Raw genomic sequence first — 16,397 nt, forward strand, 5'->3', positions numbered from 1 at the left:
GCGGCCAGCTGCCAAGGCTGGTCCGCGGAATTGAGCACGACGGTGTCCCCGGGCGCAGGCGAATCGTCTTGCCAGGCGTCTGTGACCGCTGTCGCGATCGTCCACACGCAGGCCAGCGCGTTCGGGGCCGCATGTAGCGTGAGGATGGAGTCAACGGGTGCTCGCCTCACGGGCGCGAGCGCGAACTACACCCAACACGAGCAGCACTCCGCATCCAACCTGACGATCTGAAATGCCGAGTAGCGGACCCGCACCCACGCTATCCGCAGTTCGTTCGTGGGATGTCACCCATCTTAGGACAGCGGCAAGCCAGTGGGCGAAGACTGCGAAAGTATGGGAGGACACCTTCACCCAGCTCTCCCAGAACGTCAACAATCCCGGCGGAACCCCTTGGCTTGGAGAGGCCGCTGAAGCTGCGCAAGAACGTGCCTACAACGACCGCTTGCGGGTAATTCGGTGTGCCGACCAACTTCATGCCGCTTCCAGCGCCGCCCGAACCGGTGTGGACCAAATCGACACAGCGAAAAGAAACGCCCTCACCGCAGTGCGTAACGCGGAACAGGCCGGTTTCACTGTAGGAGAGGACTTCTCGGTCACCTACCGCGGTTCGGCAAGCCCCGCAGCAATGGCGGCCAAGCAAGCCCAAGCGCAGACACTAGCTGCAGATATTCGGATGAGAGTTGGCGAACTGATTGCCGCTGACCAACAGGTCGCCGGCAAGATCATCGCCGCGACCGAAGGCCTCGGCGGGGCCACATTCGCCGACGAAGATTCTCACCCCGATCCGACGATTCAGCTCGTCGACAACCACATTGGTGGCGACGTTCCAGCTACTCCACCGCACGTGGGTGAGCGTCCCGATCCCAGGAACCCCTTCGTTGGCGACGAACGGTTTGGCCATTGGGAAGATTTCACCGTGCCGCCTTACACCGGAAAAGAGCCGCCTCCGCTCAGATCCGAATACCGGCCGTTCGGCCCCGATACACCCGGCAAAAACGGAGGCCCGACGGAGTGGTATGTCCGCGGTCAGAACTGGGTGACAGACGATCAGGCCCCCCTCGCGCAATATCAAGAGCAGTACAAGTTCCGCATCAGCGGACAGGAGGCGACAACGTTCACCCGGACGATCAACGACGAGGGCGGGGTGCGCCAGCAGCGCTGGGTGCAAAACGTGTATGAGGCCCAACACAACACGAAGGTCGTGTTCGGAGGAGAAGTGCCGGTAAAGGGTCGAGGCGGGTGGACTGAAGGCGACATAGGTGGCCTTCCTCCGATCCAAAATTTCGGCGAATGGCACCGAATGGCACCGAACGAAATTGCCACAATCTCGGCGAACAACTCGGCCGTCAAGTACTACATCCCGGATGGCTGCGGCGGCCAGTTCACCTACGAGGGCGGCGTTCCGGTCGGCGGGTGGAGCGGCAGACCTGCCAATCAGCCGCCCATCATGACGGCTCCTCGATGACCAAACGTAAGTGGCAGATTCTCGGCGCAGTCCTGTTCACCGTCGTTGCTGTCGGAGGGCTGCTTCTTTTCCGTCTCAACCACGACAGCTCCGATGATTGCGCGACCGTCCGGGCGATGATCGCTTACAACAAGCAGTTCAGCGCCGTGGCTGGAAGCAACAACCCGGAAGTCGCCGATATCGGTTCCTATGAGCGCTGGGCGCGCCAACTCCATACCTACGCTGACGGAATCCACAATCAGCGTCTCGCCGAGAGTGCCAACAATCTCGCGAGCCTGGCAGACCGGACTGTCACGGTCGTCCAAGAGTTCCGTGCAGAACAGGCTGATCCGTCGACCTCGCAGCCACCACATTCCGTGCAGGACTATGCCCGCGTCGGGCAACAATTCCACGACGATCTCGCTACCCTCAACCAATACTGCCCGGGCTGAGCAACCCTATCTGCGTCCATCCTGCGGGTCCGGCGGAAGATCGCTAGGTGCTTCATCCCAGTACGCCCACTCCGGCAGCGGGGTCGGCGGAACGATCCCCCATGTCGTCGATGGGCCCATATCGGGATCAGGTCCGATGCGCTGTGACTTGATCTCTCGCGCACGGCGTGCGTACGCGAAGATCAATATGCCAACGCCAATTGCAAGGAACGCCACCAGAGCAACCTTGAGGACCACGAGCCACATACGCCACCGCCCCACCGTTGAGTCTGATACCCAGCTCAAGATCGAGCTCCATTATGGCCCCAGAGAACCGCGTTGCAGGTATCTCGAGTTGCCCCGGGTTGAGGTGATTCCTGAAACGCCGGAGATTGGCCGTGCGAGAAGGATTATTTCATTAGGCGTCCGAAATTGAGTCGCGCTCGCCGATGAACTGCATAGGTGCACCACCGGGCGCACCGGTAGCGGTAATCACTCTGTGAGTGCGGACGGAGGGACTCGAACCCTCACGCTCTTTCGAACACGGGCACCTAAAGCCCGGGTGTCTGCCAATTCCACCACGTCCGCGAACGGTCCGAGTCTAGCGGTGGTGCTGGTCGTTTCCTGTCGGTGGTGCGGTCTACGTTGGCCAGGACGATACGACAGGACGATCATGCGCCCCGACACGGAGTTCCGACACGTCCAGCAGCTGATCGCTGCGGGGCTCAACGATTGCGCGATTGCGCGCGAGACGGGGATTCCACGACGCACAGTGCAGGTGTGGCGCTCGCGACCGCCCAACTGGGACCGCGAACGACGAGCGGGACAGTGCACTGGCAATCACAACTTTGGCCAACTCCCACCCAAGGAGTACGCCTACCTGCTCGGCCTCTACCTAGGAGACGGCTGCATCTCACGGACAGGGCGGGCCTGGCGACTCAGAGTCGCATTAGACAAGAAGTATCCAGGAATCATCGACAACTGCCGGAGGGCCATCGACGCGGTGATGCCCGGGCAGCACGCGGCGGTTTACCGAAAACAACAAGGCTGCGCCGTCGTCTACCTCTACTCCAACCACTGGCCATGCCTGTTCCCGCAACACGGACCAGGTTTCAAGCACCTCAGACCAATCAAGCTGGAGCCCTGGCAGCAGGACCTGGTCGACCAGGCGACCGAGGGCTTCGTCCGCGGCTTGATCCATAGCGACGGTTGTCGCGTCATCGCGAACGACCGCGGCGTCAAGAGCATCCGCTATCACTTCACGAATCACTCCGAAGACATCCTCGGGCTGTTCACCGGTTCCCTCGACAAGCTCGGTGTCCCCTGGACACGATCGACCAAGTACGTCATCTCGATCTACCGCAAGTCCGCAACGGCACGCCTGGATGAGTTCATCGGCCCGAAGTGCTGAGCGTCACTGCATGCTGAACCCATAACCGCTGGCACGGTACCGTCGTGGTGTGTCAACGACCCGTCGCCGCAGGTTTGCGCTGATCGCTTTGGTGATCGTCGCCGCCTGCGGCTGCCTGGCACTGGGCTGGTGGCAGTGGACCCGCTACGAGTCCACCTCGGGCTCGTTCCAGAACCTGGGCTACGCCCTGCAATGGCCGATGTTCGCCGGCTTCTGCGTCTACGCCTACCGCAAGTTCGTGCGCTACGAAGAGGCTCCCCCGGCCCCCCAGCCCTCACCTGACGCCATCACCGAGATCCCCGCCGGCCTGCTGCCCGAACGTCCAACGGCGACAACGCAATCCGACGATCCGGTGATGAAGGAATACAACGCTTATCTCGCCGCACTCGCCCAAGCCGACAAGGCCACCGACCAGAACAGGACCGCCCCATGAGCGCACCCGACGCCCCCCACACCCAGCCGGCCGTCCCGGTCGACAAGATCCGCAGCGCGCTGCGGGGCTATCAGGTGATGGCGTGGACCACGGGCATCTGGCTGATCGCGCTCTGCTACGAGATGGTGATGAAGTACATCGTCAAGGTGGACAACCCGCCGACCTGGATCGGCGTGGTGCACGGCTGGGTGTACTTCATCTACCTGCTGTTCACGGCCAACCTGGCGGTCAAGGTGCGCTGGCCGATCGCCAAGACCATCGGCGTCCTGCTGGCCGGCACCGTGCCGCTGCTCGGGATCATCGTCGAGCAGGTTCAGACCCGCGACATCAAATCCCGCTTCAACCTCTGAGCCTCGACGTCCGCCTCGGTTGCGGTGGGGATCGTCATCGCGACGACGGCGGCCACCCCGGCCACCGCGGCGGCGATCAGCAGGGCGGTCCGCAGCCCGGCCAGTGACGGCATCGCATGGCCGGCATAGGTGATCGTCATCGAGGCCAGCACCGCCCCGATCACCGCGCTGGACACCGACGTGCCCAACGATCTGGCCAGTGCATTGATGCCGTTGGCGGCCGCCGTCTCCGACATCGGGACCGCGGCGTTGATGAGCGCGGGCAGCGACGAGTACGCGAACCCCACTCCGAGACTAACGACGATGTTGACCACCATCACCGCCGCCGGACTGTCGATCAGCCACACCGCCCCGAGGTAGGCCACCCCGATGATCGCCGAACCACACACCAGCGTGAACTTGGGGCCGCGGTGCCCAGCGATCCGGGCCGCCAGCGGAGACGCGGCCATCATCGCCAACCCGCCCGGCGCCATCCACAGCCCGGCCTGCAGCATGGACTGGCCCAAGCCGTAGCCAGTGCCGTTCGGTAGCTCCAGGACCTGCGGGGCCACCAGGGATAGTGCGAACATCGAGAAGCACACCAGCACTGCGGTGATATTGGTGGTCAGCACCGGTCGGCGCAGCGTGGTCCGCAGATCGACGATCGGTGCGGGCGTGCGGAACTGCCAGTGGGCGAACACCGCGAACACCACCATCGACACGGCGAACAGCGACAGCGTCGTCGTGCTGGTCCACCCCCACGTCGAGCCCTTGGAGATCGGCAACAGCAAGGCCACCAAGGCGACCGCCAGCAGCAGGGTGCCCAGCGGGTCGAACCGGTCAGCCGAACTCGGCGGGATCTCTGGCACCAGGAAGTGGAAGAGCAGCAGCGCCGCGATGCCCAGCACGGCCGCACTCCAGAACAGGATGTGCCAGTCGGCCTTTTGGGCGATCACCGCCGACAGCGGCAATCCGAGAGCGCCACCGACCCCCAGCGACGAGCTGATCAACCCCATGGCCGGCCCGACCCGGTCGGCGGGCAGCGCAGAACGCAGCACGCTGATGGCCAGCGGAATGATCGGCAGGCTCATACCCTGCAGCCCCCGGCCGATGATGAACGGCACCAGCGAACTGCTGACCGCGGCCAGGAATGAGCCGAATGCCATGGTGCCCGCGCAGATCATCAGCATCGGTTTGGGGCCGTACATGTCACCGAGACGCCCGAACACCGGGGTGGCCACCGCGGCGGTCAGCAGGGTCACCGTGATGGTCCACGACGCGTTGGCGGGGCTCGTGTTCAGCAGCGCAGGGAGCTCCGGGATGAGCGGGATCATCAGGGTCTGGGTCAGCGACACACTGATACCGGCCGCGGCCAGGACGGCGATCAGAACACCGGGGTGCGTCGCCCGGACCGAGTGACGACCCACGGCAGCATCATGGCACATTAGCTGCACTAGCAATATTGCTGAACGGTGACGTCAGCCCGCCAGCGCGCGCAAGGCCGGCAACAGCAACGTCAGCGCCCGGCCACGATGGGAGACCGCGTCCTTCTCAGTGGGACTGAGCTGGGCCGCACTGCGGGATTCGCCCTCCGGGACGAACACCGGGTCATACCCGAAACCACCCTCGCCACGCGGTGCGCGCGCGATGACACCGGGCCACTGCCCGCGCACCACCGCGTGGTCGTCCGGCCCGGAACCGTAGACCAGCGCGCAGGCCGAGACGAATGCCGCCGCCCGTCGCTCGTCGGGAACGTCGCGCAGCTGGGCCAGCAGCAGTTCGTAATTCGCGACGTCCTCGCCATGGCGCCCGGCCCACCGCGCCGAGAGCACACCGGGCATCCCGTTGAGGGCCGCCACCTCCAAGCCAGAGTCGTCGGCAACCGCCGGCAGGCCGGTAGCGGCGAAGGCGTCCCGCGCCTTGGCCAGTGCGTTCTCCTCGAACGTCGCGCCGGTTTCGGGGGCTTCGTCGAAGGCGGGCACGTCGTCGAGCGAGACCACTTCCAGACCCGAGACCCCGGCGGCGTCGAGCACCCGGTGCAGTTCGGCCAGCTTCTTGCGGTTACGGCTGGCGACCAGCAGGCGAGTGGTCAGGATCCGAACGCCTTCTTGGGCGCCGGCCCTTCCGGCAGCACGCCGGGGTAGGGCAGCTCGAGGGCCTCACGTTGGACCGCGAAGAGCGTCTCGCAGGCGGCCAGGGCGGCGTCGAGCATCTTGTCCAGCGTCGAGCGCGGGAACGTCGCGCCTTCCCCAGTGCCCTGGATCTCCACCAGGGTCCCGGTATCGGTGGCGACGACATTCATGTCCACCTCGGCGCGCGAATCCTCTTCATACGGCAGGTCGACGCGCACCCGGCCGTCCACCACGCCCACGCTGATCGCCGAGATCGCACACGACAACGGCTTCGGGTCGGACAGCTTGCCCGCGGCGGCCAGGTAGGTGACGGCATCGGAGAGGGCGACATACGCCCCGGTGATCGCCGCGGTGCGGGTACCACCGTCGGCCTGCAACACATCGCAGTCGATGGCGATGGTGTTCTCCCCCAACGCTTTCAGATCGATGCAGGCGCGCAGCGAGCGGCCGATCAGCCGGCTGATCTCCTGGGTGCGCCCACCGAGTCGGCCCTTGACCGACTCGCGGTCCGAGCGGGTGTGGGTGGCGCCGGGAAGCATCGCGTACTCGGCGGTCAGCCAGCCCTCCCCCGAGCCCTTGCGCCAGCGCGGCACGCCTTCGGTGACACTGGCCGTGCACATGACCCGGGTTTCGCCGAAGGTGATGAGCACCGAGCCCGCCGGATGCGAGGTGAAGCCGCGGGTGATGGTGACCGGGCGCAGCTCGTCGTCAAGCCTGCCGTCTTGTCGTCGTGACACGTGGCAACCCTATCGGGTGACCTCGATGCTCTCGCCGCACACCACCGCGTGCACCGGACCGTCGAACTCGGCCTTGGCCTCGCTGATGACGTCCTCCCGGGCTGTCCACGGCGGGATGTGGGTCAGCAGCAGCTCACCCACCCCGGCCCGCTTGGCCACCCGTCCGGCCTCGGTACCGGACAGATGCAGGTGCTGCGGGCGCTCGGCGGAATGCGTCCACGATGCCTCACACAGGAACACATCCGCACCCGAAGCCAGCTCGATCAGCGATTCGCAGACCCCGGTGTCACCGCTGTAGACCAGCGTCGCCCCCGACGGGTCGGTGATGCGCATCCCGAACGACTCGGTGGGATGGGTGACCAGTCGCGGCAGCACGGTCAGCGCGCCGATGGTGACCGGGATGCCGTCCTCCCAGTGCCGGATCTCGAAGATGTCGGAGAAGTCGTCGAGTTCCCCGCCCAGCGGGGACGACGCCGACGCCAACCGCGTCCAGGTGTCACTGGGGCCGTACATGATGCCGCGGCCCTTGGCCGGCGTCGGGTGGTAGCGCCGCCACACGAACAAGCCGGGCAGATCCAGACAGTGATCGGCATGCAGGTGCGAGAGCAGGACGTGCACCTCGTTGGGGTCGGCGTAGCGCTGCAGCGCGCCCAGCACACCACCGCCGAAATCCAGCACCAGCGGCGGGGTGTCCGGCGCGGTTACCAGGTAGCCGGACGCCGGCGAATCAGGTCCGACAACACTGCCGGAGCAACCGAGGACGGTGATTCGCACAGACACAAGCTTGCCATGCCCGGATGGCCACGGACGAAAACATCACCGCTTTGGATATCGAGAATCACTTCTCGGCGCCGACGTGACGCACTGCAGACCCCACGCCCGTGATCGCCGGCCCCAGGAAGCGGGATGCCAGCGTCAGGAACGACTCGGGATCGCCGGTGGCCTCGAAGACATGCCGGCCCGCGACACCCGGTTCGTCGGAGTGCGGCCGAAGCAGATCACGTTCGGTCAGCACCCGCAGCAGATCCTTGGCGGTCTCCTCGGCGCTGGACACCAACGTCACCTCGTCGCCCATCGCCAGCTGGATCAGGCCGGACAACAGCGGGTAGTGCGTGCAGCCGAGGACCAGGGTGTCCACCTGGGCGTGCTGCAGTGGTTCGAGGTAGCCCTCGGCCAGGTTGAGTACCTGCCGGCCGCTGGTGACGCCGCGCTCGACGAAGTCGACGAAACGCGGGCAGGCCACGGCGGTCACCTCGACGTCGTGGGCTGCGGCGAAGGCGTCCTGATAGGCGGACGAGGCGATGGTGGCCTGGGTGCCGATGACACCGATGCGTCCGCTTCGGGTGGTGGCCACCGCCCGTCGCACGGCAGGCAGGATCACCTCGACGACGGGGACGTCATAGCGTTCGCGGGCATCACGCAGGCACGCCGAGGACGCCGTGTTACAGGCGATGACCAGCGCCTTGACCCCGCGCTGCACCAGATCGTCGGCGACGGCCAGCGCGTTCGCCCGGACCTCGGGGATGCTCAGCGGGCCGTACGGCGCGTTGGCGGTGTCGCCGACGTAGACGATGTCCTCGTCGGGCAGCTGGTCGATGATCGAGCGGGCCACCGTCAGGCCGCCGACCCCGGAGTCGAAGATGCCGACCGGGGCGAACCGGTCGCTCATGAGGTCAGGCCGGGAAACTGGCCGCTCTTCTTGCGTTGCCGCGCTGTGCGTTCCGGGCCGGACAACCAGTAGGCGGCGATCACCCCGGCGATCGCACCGCACAGGTGGCCCTGCCAGGACACCCCGCCGCAGCGGTCCAGCTCGGGGATCGCACCCCACAGCACGCCGCCGTAGACGAACAGCACCACGATCGAGGTGACGATCTGCCACGGGTGCCGGGTCAGCCAGCCGAACACCAGCAGGAAGGCCAGCCAGCCGAAGATCAGCCCGGAGGCTCCGATGTGGTTGGTCTCGAGGTTGCACCCGAGGTTGCCGATCAACCAGGTACCCAGGCCGCCCAATACCCAGATGATCGCCGTCGCGAAGACGAATCGGGACATGCCCGCCAGCGTCACCAGGAAGCCCAGCACCAGGGCCGGCACCGTGTTGGCGATCAGGTGTGGCCAGCCGCCGTGCAGCAGCGGGGCGAACAGGATGCCCCACAGGCCGTCGGCTTCCAGCGGCCTGATGCCGTTGCGATCCAGCGCATGCCCGGACAGCTGGTCGATGAGTTCGATGACGTAGAGCAGCGCGACGAACGTGAGGATCGTGGCGCCGCCGACCTTCCAGGCGGGCGGCTTCTTGGGCTCGGGCGGCGGTGTGAGCGGATACCCCAACGGCTGGTTCATCCGTTGCCCGATCCCATCACGCCTCCGATGTCATGCCCAGAGCTGGCCCTCCAGGGCGTCCTCAGCTTCATCCAGGCTACCGGCGTAGGCACCGGTCGACAGATACTTCCACCCCGCATCACACACCGTGAAGGCGATGTCCGCGCGCTCGCCGGCCTTGATCGCCTTGGCGGCCATGCCCAGCGCGGCGTGCAGGATCGCCCCCGTCGAGATGCCGGCGAAAATGCCCTCGACCTGGACAAGTTGGCGGGTGCGACGCAGGGCGTCGGCAGAGCCGACCGAGAAGCGGGTGGTCAGCACGTCCGGGTCGTAGAGCTCAGGGATGAAGCCCTCGTCGATGTTGCGTAGCGCATAGACGCCCTCGCCGTAGCGCGGCTCGGCGGCCACGATCTGCACGCCCGGCACCTGCTCGCGCAGGAACCGGCCGGTGCCCATGAGGGTCCCGGTGGTGCCCAGGCCGGCCACGAAATGGGTGATGTCGGGCAGGTCGGCGAGCAGCTCCGGACCGGTGCCGTAGTAGTGCGCATCGGCGTTGGCCTGATTGCCGTACTGGTAGAGCATCACCCAGTCGGGGTGCTCGGCGGCCAGCTTCTTGGCGGTGGCCACCGCGGTATTGGAGCCACCTTCGGCCGGGGAGAAGATGATCTCCGCCCCGTAGAGCTCCAGGATCTGGCGGCGCTCGATCGAGGTGTTCTCCGGCATGACGCAGATCAGCTTGTAGCCCTTGAGGCGGGCGGCCATCGCCAGTGAGATGCCGGTGTTGCCGCTGGTGGGCTCCAGGATCGTGGTGCCCGGTTTCACCAGGCCGTCGCGCTCGGCCTGCTCGATCATCCGCAGGGCGGGACGGTCCTTGATCGAGCCGGTCGGATTGCGGTCCTCGAGCTTGGCCCACAACCGCACGTGCGGACCTTCGTCGGTGTCATCCCAGCGGGGAGACAACCGCGGCAGCCCGACCAGCGGAGTGTTGCCGACCGCCTGTAGCAGGGATTCGTAGCGGGTCAACGCATGTCCAGCGCGCCACCGGCGACGGCAGGCAGGATGGTCACCGAGTCGCCGTCGGAGATCTCGGTGGCCAGCCCGCCGGAGAACCGGACGTCCTCGTCGTTGACGTAGATGTTGACGAAGCGGTTGAGCTTGCCGCCATTGGCGGAGTCCAGCAGCCGATCCGAGATGCCCGAGTAGTTCGCCTCCAGGTCGGCGATCACGGCCTGCAGGGTGTCACCGGAGGCGCTGACACGCTTCTCCCCGCCGGTGTGGGTACGCAGGATCGTCGGGATGGACACGGTGACACTCATGAGGCGCCTTTCTGGTGGCTAGTACTGCTCGACGATGGTGACGGGCTCTTCGGTGACGACACCGTCGAGGATCCGGTAGCTGCGCAGTTCGTGGTGCTCCGGGTCGCGGGTCGACACCAGGACGTAGTGCGCGTCGGGTTCGGACGCGAACGAGATGTCGGTGCGGCTCGGGTAGGCCTCGGTCGCGGTGTGGGAATGGTAGATGACGACAGGCACCTCGTCGTTGTCCTCCAGCTGCCGCCAGACCCTCAGCTGCTCACCGGAATCGAAGCGGTAGAACGTCGGAGACCGCTCGGCGTTGAGCATCGCGATGTGGCGCTCCGGGCGGTCCGAACCCTCCGGCCCGGCCAGCACGCCGCACGCCTCGTCGGGGTGGTCGGCGCGGGCGTGGGCGACCATGGCGTCGACCAGGTCGGCACGGATCACCAGCACGGCGGGGCTCCTCCTACATCAGTCGTTCAGCGGACGTTCGGCTCAGGCGAACGCACCGGGCAACATGTCACGGTAGGTCGGTATTCCTGCCACCGACTCGGCGGCCAGCACGCCGACCAGCACCGCGCGCGCCAAACAGTGTGCCCCGGCCGCACCCAACAATGCGACCAGCTTGGTCTCCGGCGACATCGCCACCGGGATATCGGGGTCGGGTTCCACCTCGATCGCGCCGGTGGCGAGCGCGAAGACGGTGTCGCCGTCCAGCGGGGTGTGGGCGGGATGGATCGAGTGCGCCAGGCCGTCGTGGGCGGCGACGGCGAACCGGTTGCACGCCATCGGCGACAGCGCCGCATCGGTGGCCACCACCGCGATGGTGGTGTTCAGGGGTCCGGACTCGCGATCGCGTGCGGCGAACCCGGCGATCTGCTCGGCAGGCGGCGCGACCAGCCCGAACTCGTCGATCAGCCGCGCCATCCAGGGCAGCCCGGTGGCGGGGTCGACGACGTTGCCAGCGCTGTTGACGGCGACGATCGCGCCCACGGTCACCCCGTTGTCGAGGGTGACCGAAGCGGTGCCCAGACCGCCCTTGAGCACCCCGGCCCGCGCTCCGACCCCGGCGCCGACGGTGCCCACGGCGACCTCGGTGCCCGCCGCGTGGGCGGCTCGATAGCCGAATTCGGCGGTCGGTCTACATGCCCAGCCGCCGACCGGAAGATCAAAAATCACCGCGGCCGGAACTATCGGCACCACGCCGCCGTCCATCGCGACACCGCGGCCCTGCTCCTCCAGCCACGTCATCACGCCGTCGGCGGCGGCTAGCCCGAAGGCGCTGCCTCCGGTGAGCACCACGGCGTCGACGTGCCGCACGCTGTTGGCCGGGTCGAGCAGATCGGTCTCCCGGGTACCGGGCGCACCGCCGCGCACGTCGACCGCTCCCACGGTGCCCGGCGGCGCGATGACGACGGTGGTGCCGCACGCCCAGCCCGAACCCAGCGTCGCGTCGGGATCCAACCGCTCGTGCTGACCGACGAGGATGCCTGCGACGTCGGTGATGGACCCCGCGGTCATCGGATCGGCTTGCCCATCAGGCCGAGCACCAGATACTCCTGCAGCACGGTCAGCCACTGATACACCTCGAGATGTCCGGCCAGCGGATGCTCGGGCGGCAGCCGGTCGAGTCCGTGCGGACCGATCTCGAGCATCGTGCCCAGCGCCAGCCGGACGTCGTTGACCGCGGTGATCCAGGCGTTCGCGTCGTCGACGGTGAGCTCGAACCGCGCGCCGTCGTCCGGCAAGGTATCCAGAAGTCGTTGTGCAGCAGACTTTTTCGCATCGATGATGTCTGGTTCATGCAGGCTGCGCAGCGCGCCGTTGAGGCTTTCCGCCGCTGCCGAGCCGGCCGGGTGCTCGCGCTGGGGCTTGAAGAAATCCGGCAGCAGCCGTCGCATGGTGGAATCTTCGGGCGGCTGGGCATTGCCGGTGCGGATACCGGTCAGCTGGGCCAGCGGATCCGAGGGCGCGGCGTCTTCACGTTCGGTGAGCATGCCGTGCACCGAGGTCACCATGTTCTTGAGCAACGCCGCCTCGTGCGCGGCCAGCGCCGAGCGGAACCGAGGTCCGTCAGCGGTCTCCACCCGCTTCCATTTGCGCATGTGGTCGACCGGGCTCAGCGGTCCTGCTGCATGGTGGCCCACAGCCCGGCCGCGTGCAGCTTGGTCACGTCGACCTCCATGGACTCCCTGCTGCCCGAGGACACCACGGCCTTGCCTTCGTTGTGCACCTGGAGCATCAGCTTGGTGGCCTGCGGTTCGCTGTAGCCGAACAGTTTCTGGAAGATGTAGGTCACGTAGTTCATCAGGTTGACCGGATCGTCCCAGACGATGGTCACCCAGGGGCGGTCCGCGGCGTCAACGGGATCGGTGTCCTGCTGCCCGCTGGTGCCCGGCCGGGTCGGTGCCGCTGACGCGCCCATGGCACCAAGGATAGCGAGCTACCTCAATAACGACCCAATGCCGTGGCAGCCGATACCGTTGCCGTGTGACCGCCGCGCTGTTGACGGACAAATACGAGCTGACGATGCTGTCCGCTGCCCTGCTGGACGGGACGGCCGGCCGCCGGACCACCTTCGAGGTGTTTGCCCGCCGACTGCCCGAGGGCCGCCGCTACGGCGTGGTGGCCGGGACCGGCCGGTTCCTGGAAGCCTTGGGCGAGTTCGTCTTCGACCGGGTCGCGCTGGAGTCGTTGTCGTCGTTCCTGGATCCGGTGACCCTGGACTTTTTGCGCGACTTCCGGTTCCGCGGCGATATCGACGGTTACGCCGAGGGCGAGCTGTACTTCCCCGGCTCCCCGATCCTGTCGGTCAGCGGCACCTTCGCCGAGTGCGTCCTGCTCGAGACGCTGGCGCTGTCAATCTTCAACCACGACACCGCGATCGCCTCGGCGGCGGCGCGGATGGTCAGCGCCGCGCAGGGCCGTCCGCTGATCGAGATGGGCTCGCGACGCACCCACGAGCAGGCCGCGGTGGCCTCGGCACGGGCGGCCTACGTCGCCGGCTTCGCGGGCACCTCGAACCTGGAGGCGCACCGCCGCTTCGGCGTGCCCGCGCTGGGCACCAGCGCGCACGCGTTCACCATGCTGCACACCACCTCGGACGGCCCGGATGAGCCCGCCGCGTTCCGGGCCCAGGTCGAGGCGCTCGGGCTGGACACCACGCTGTTGGTGGACACCTATGACGTGACCACCGGGGTGGCCAACGCGATCGCGGTGGCCGGTCCCGAGCTCGGGTCGGTGCGCATCGACTCAGGCGACCTGGGGGTGCTGGCCCGCCAGGTGCGCGCCCAACTCGACGGCCTCGGCGCGACCGGCACCCGGATCGTGGTCTCCGGTGATCTCGACGAGTACGCGATCGCCGCCCTGCGCGCCGATCCCGTCGACAGCTACGGCGTGGGCACATCGGTGGTCACCGGATCGGGGGCGCCGACGGCGAGCATGGTCTACAAGCTCGTCGAGGTCGACGGCATCCCGGTGCAGAAGCGCAGCAGCCACAAGGAATCCCACGGCGGCCGCAAGGCGGCGACCCGGCTGGCCAAGCCGACCGGAACGGTCACCGAAGAGGTGGTCCACCCCGTCGACGAGCCGCCACAGACCACCGAGCCGTCGCGCCGGCTGACGGTGCCGCTGGTCCGCGACGGGCAGCCGGTCGCGTCTGCGGATCTGGCCGCGGCCCGCGAGTTGGTGGCGGCCGGGCTGCGCAGCCTGCCGTGGGAAGGGTTGGCCCTGTCGCAGGGTGAGCCAGCGATCCCGACCCGCCAGGTGGCGGTGCGTCCTCGGTGAGCGCCGAGGAACTTCCACCGGTCGCCGATCTGCTGGCCACCGCCGTCGGCGCGCTGGGCGGCAGCCAGCGGCCCGGCCAGGTGCAGATGGCCGAGGCGGTGGCGCATGCTCTGGCGTCGCGCCAGCACCTGGCCGTGCAGGCCGGCACCGGTACCGGCAAGTCGCTGGCCTACCTGATCCCGGCAATCGCCCGCGCCGTCACCGACGAGACCCCGGTGGTGGTGTCCACCGCGACGATCGCTCTGCAGCGCCAGCTGGTCGACCGTGATCTGCCCCGTCTGGTCGATGCACTGGCCGGGGTGCTGCCCCGAAGGCCCCGCTTCGCACTCCTCAAGGGGCGGCGAAACTACCTGTGCCTGAACAAGATTCACGGAGCGGACGACCGCGAGCCGGACGAGTCCCAGGTGGAGCTGTTCGAGCCGATGGCCGCCTCCGCGCTGGGGCGCGACGTGGCGCGCTTGACGGCGTGGGCCTCGGAGACGGTGACCGGTGACCGCGACGAGCTGACCCCCGGCGTACCGGACCGGTCCTGGTCGCAGGTCAGCGTGTCGGCCCGGGAGTGCCTCGGGATGGCGCGCTGCCCCTACGGCGCGGACTGCTTCGCGGAGAAGGCGCGCGGCGAGGCCGGTAACGCCGACATCGTGGTGACCAACCACGCCCTGCTCGCGATCAATGCGATCGCGGAGGCCTCGGTGCTGCCCGAGCACGACTACGTGGTGGTCGACGAGGCCCACGAACTGGTGGACCGGGTGACGTCGGTGGCCACCGGCGAGCTGACCCCGGCGCCACTGGGTGTTGCGACGCGGCGCATCTCGCGGTTGGTGCGCCCGGAACTGGCCCAGCGGATGGAGGCCGCGGTGGCGACGTTCTCCTCGGCAATCCATGACGGCACGCCGGGGCGGATGGATTTTCTCGACGACGAGCTGGCCACCTATCTGACCGCGCTGCGCGACGCCGCCAACGCCGCGCGCGCCGATATCGACCCGGCTCCCAGGGACCCGAAGGCGGCGGCCGCCCGCACCGAGGCGATCGCGGCGCTCACCGAGATCGGCGACACCGCGGCGCGGGTGCTGGACTCGTTCGTCCCGGCCATCCCCGACCGCACCGATGTGGTGTGGCTCGACCACGAAGAGGTCCGCTCGTCAGGCGGACCGGCGGGCAGGAGCGCAGCGACCGGGGGATCAACACCGCGGCCGGTGCTGCGGGTGGCGCCGTTGTCGGTCTCGGGCCTGCTGCGCAGCCGGCTGTTCGGCACCGCCACCGCAGTACTCACCTCGGCCACCCTGACCATCGGCGGATCGTTCGAGGCGATGTCCCGGGCGTGGGGTCTGGCCGACGGCCCGGCCTGGCAGGGCCTGGACGTCGGCTCGCCGTTCGAGCACGCCAAGTCGGGAATCCTCTACATCGCCGCGCACCTGCCGCCGCCGGGCCGCGACGGCACCGGCACCGATGCGCAGCTCGACGAGATCGCCGGGCTCATCGCGGCGGCCGGCGGCCGCACCCTGGGCCTGTTCTCGTCGATGCGGGCGGCGAAGGCGGCCGCCGAGGCCATGCGCACCCGACTGGACACCCCGGTGCTGTGCCAGGGCGAGGACAGCACGGCAGCGCTGGTCGGAAAGTTCACCGCGGACCCGGAGACCTCGTTGTTCGGCACCCTGTCGCTCTGGCAGGGCGTCGACGTGCCCGGCCCGTCGCTGTCCCTGGTCCTCATCGACCGCATTCCCTTCCCCCGGCCCGACGATCCGCTGTTGACGGCGCGGCAGCGCGCGGTGGCCGCCCGTGGCGGCAACGGGTTCATGGCGGTCGCGGGTGCCCACGCCGCACTGCTGCTGGCTCAGGGTGCGGGCCGGTTGCTGCGCCGCGCCGACGACCGCGGCGTGGTCGCGGTGCTGGACTCGCGGATGGCCACCGCTCGTTACGGTGGCTACCTGCGAGCGTCGCTGCCCCCGTTCTGGACCACCACCGATCCCGAGCGGGCCAAACAAGCACTTCAACGGCTACGGGCCGGCAGCCCACACTGAGCGAACAGCGGTCCTGTCGGGTGCGCAGCACTATTGTGATAGCAACATCGACCGAGTGAGAG

At 67.8% G+C, this 16,397-nt stretch carries 19 protein-coding genes and 1 tRNA gene; 7 read left to right on the forward strand and 13 right to left on the reverse strand.

Annotated features, from left to right (window positions below):
- Window positions 1-232 precede the first annotated feature (232 nt).
- Window positions 233-1,465, forward strand: a complete 1,233-nt coding sequence (locus tag G6N35_RS11040) for a hypothetical protein (RefSeq protein WP_163804289.1) — start codon at window positions 233-235, stop codon at window positions 1,463-1,465.
- A complete protein-coding gene (locus tag G6N35_RS11045; protein ID WP_163804290.1) occupies window positions 1,462-1,896 on the forward strand; it encodes a hypothetical protein in 435 nt (144 codons plus the stop codon). Before G6N35_RS11040 ends, G6N35_RS11045 begins: the two co-directional genes overlap by 4 nt.
- A 483-nt stretch (window positions 1,897-2,379) precedes the next feature.
- On the opposite strand, the gene G6N35_RS11050 is transcribed toward G6N35_RS11045, so the two are convergent.
- Window positions 2,380-2,463: transfer RNA gene (locus tag G6N35_RS11050), tRNA-Leu, on the reverse strand.
- 85 nt (window positions 2,464-2,548) lie between these two features.
- On the opposite strand from G6N35_RS11050, the gene G6N35_RS11055 reads away from it, so the two are divergent.
- Genes G6N35_RS11055 through G6N35_RS11065 form a run of 3 tightly spaced genes read left to right on the forward strand, consistent with a single transcriptional unit; the run spans window position 2,549 to window position 4,069 of the window.
- Window positions 2,549-3,286, forward strand: coding sequence for a helix-turn-helix domain-containing protein (locus G6N35_RS11055; RefSeq protein WP_163804291.1), 738 nt, complete (start codon window positions 2,549-2,551; stop codon window positions 3,284-3,286).
- 49 nt (window positions 3,287-3,335) lie between these two features.
- Window positions 3,336-3,719, forward strand: coding sequence for a hypothetical protein (locus G6N35_RS11060; RefSeq protein WP_163804292.1), 384 nt, complete (start codon window positions 3,336-3,338; stop codon window positions 3,717-3,719).
- Window positions 3,716-4,069: a DUF3817 domain-containing protein gene (locus G6N35_RS11065; protein WP_163804293.1), complete on the forward strand. Its 354-nt coding sequence runs from the start codon at window positions 3,716-3,718 to the stop codon at window positions 4,067-4,069. The genes G6N35_RS11060 and G6N35_RS11065 overlap by 4 nt, the downstream gene beginning before the upstream one ends.
- Here the strand turns inward: G6N35_RS11065 and G6N35_RS11070 are convergent.
- The 12 genes from G6N35_RS11070 to clpS are packed head-to-tail and all read right to left on the reverse strand — an operon-like array spanning window position 4,033 to window position 12,953.
- On the reverse strand, window positions 4,033-5,475 hold the full coding sequence (locus G6N35_RS11070; RefSeq protein ID WP_246224276.1) for an MFS transporter: 1,443 nt from the start codon (window positions 5,473-5,475) through the stop codon (window positions 4,033-4,035). The genes G6N35_RS11065 and G6N35_RS11070 overlap by 37 nt on opposite strands.
- Before the next feature lie 51 nt (window positions 5,476-5,526).
- Window positions 5,527-6,144: an RdgB/HAM1 family non-canonical purine NTP pyrophosphatase gene (gene rdgB / locus G6N35_RS11075; protein WP_163807609.1), complete on the reverse strand. Its 618-nt coding sequence runs from the start codon at window positions 6,142-6,144 to the stop codon at window positions 5,527-5,529.
- Window positions 6,138-6,917 (reverse strand): ribonuclease PH, encoded by a 780-nt coding sequence (gene rph / locus G6N35_RS11080; RefSeq protein ID WP_059017614.1) that lies wholly within the window; start codon window positions 6,915-6,917, stop codon window positions 6,138-6,140. Before rph ends, rdgB begins: the two co-directional genes overlap by 7 nt.
- A 9-nt stretch (window positions 6,918-6,926) precedes the next feature.
- Window positions 6,927-7,697 (reverse strand): cyclic nucleotide-degrading phosphodiesterase, encoded by a 771-nt coding sequence (locus tag G6N35_RS11085; protein ID WP_163804295.1) that lies wholly within the window; start codon window positions 7,695-7,697, stop codon window positions 6,927-6,929.
- Window positions 7,698-7,755: 58 nt separating this feature from the next.
- Window positions 7,756-8,586, reverse strand: a complete 831-nt coding sequence (gene murI, locus G6N35_RS11090; RefSeq protein ID WP_163804296.1) for a glutamate racemase — start codon at window positions 8,584-8,586, stop codon at window positions 7,756-7,758.
- The gene (locus G6N35_RS11095) at window positions 8,583-9,254 is read right to left on the reverse strand and encodes a rhomboid family intramembrane serine protease (protein WP_163804297.1); all 672 of its coding nucleotides are present in this window, start codon (window positions 9,252-9,254) and stop codon (window positions 8,583-8,585) included. Before G6N35_RS11095 ends, murI begins: the two co-directional genes overlap by 4 nt.
- A gap of 30 nt (window positions 9,255-9,284) precedes the next feature.
- Window positions 9,285-10,256: a PLP-dependent cysteine synthase family protein gene (locus G6N35_RS11100; protein ID WP_163804298.1), complete on the reverse strand. Its 972-nt coding sequence runs from the start codon at window positions 10,254-10,256 to the stop codon at window positions 9,285-9,287.
- Window positions 10,253-10,549 carry a MoaD/ThiS family protein gene (locus G6N35_RS11105; RefSeq protein WP_163804299.1) on the reverse strand — a complete coding sequence of 99 codons (297 nt, stop codon included), beginning with the start codon at window positions 10,547-10,549 and terminating at the stop codon, window positions 10,253-10,255. The genes G6N35_RS11100 and G6N35_RS11105 overlap by 4 nt, the downstream gene beginning before the upstream one ends.
- Before the next feature lie 18 nt (window positions 10,550-10,567).
- Window positions 10,568-10,981 carry a M67 family metallopeptidase gene (locus G6N35_RS11110; protein ID WP_163804300.1) on the reverse strand — a complete coding sequence of 138 codons (414 nt, stop codon included), beginning with the start codon at window positions 10,979-10,981 and terminating at the stop codon, window positions 10,568-10,570.
- 42 nt (window positions 10,982-11,023) lie between these two features.
- On the reverse strand, window positions 11,024-12,049 hold the full coding sequence (locus G6N35_RS11115) for a P1 family peptidase (RefSeq protein WP_163804301.1): 1,026 nt from the start codon (window positions 12,047-12,049) through the stop codon (window positions 11,024-11,026).
- Complete coding sequence (gene aosR, locus G6N35_RS11120) at window positions 12,046-12,633, reverse strand: oxidative stress transcriptional regulator AosR (protein WP_163804302.1); 588 nt, start codon at window positions 12,631-12,633, stop codon at window positions 12,046-12,048. Before aosR ends, G6N35_RS11115 begins: the two co-directional genes overlap by 4 nt.
- A gap of 14 nt (window positions 12,634-12,647) precedes the next feature.
- The gene (gene clpS, locus G6N35_RS11125; RefSeq protein ID WP_163804303.1) at window positions 12,648-12,953 is read right to left on the reverse strand and encodes an ATP-dependent Clp protease adapter ClpS; all 306 of its coding nucleotides are present in this window, start codon (window positions 12,951-12,953) and stop codon (window positions 12,648-12,650) included.
- Between the two features lie 65 nt (window positions 12,954-13,018).
- Here clpS and G6N35_RS11130 point away from each other — a divergent pair, with 65 nt between their 5' ends.
- Entirely contained in the window at window positions 13,019-14,314 is a 1,296-nt protein-coding gene (locus tag G6N35_RS11130; RefSeq protein WP_163804304.1) for a nicotinate phosphoribosyltransferase, read from the forward strand.
- Window positions 14,311-16,335 (forward strand): ATP-dependent DNA helicase, encoded by a 2,025-nt coding sequence (locus tag G6N35_RS11135; RefSeq protein ID WP_163804305.1) that lies wholly within the window; start codon window positions 14,311-14,313, stop codon window positions 16,333-16,335. Before G6N35_RS11130 ends, G6N35_RS11135 begins: the two co-directional genes overlap by 4 nt.
- Window positions 16,336-16,397: the final 62 nt, after the last annotated feature.

The organism is Mycolicibacterium anyangense, assembly GCF_010731855.1.
Classification (GTDB): Bacteria; Actinomycetota; Actinomycetes; order Mycobacteriales; family Mycobacteriaceae; genus Mycobacterium; species Mycobacterium anyangense.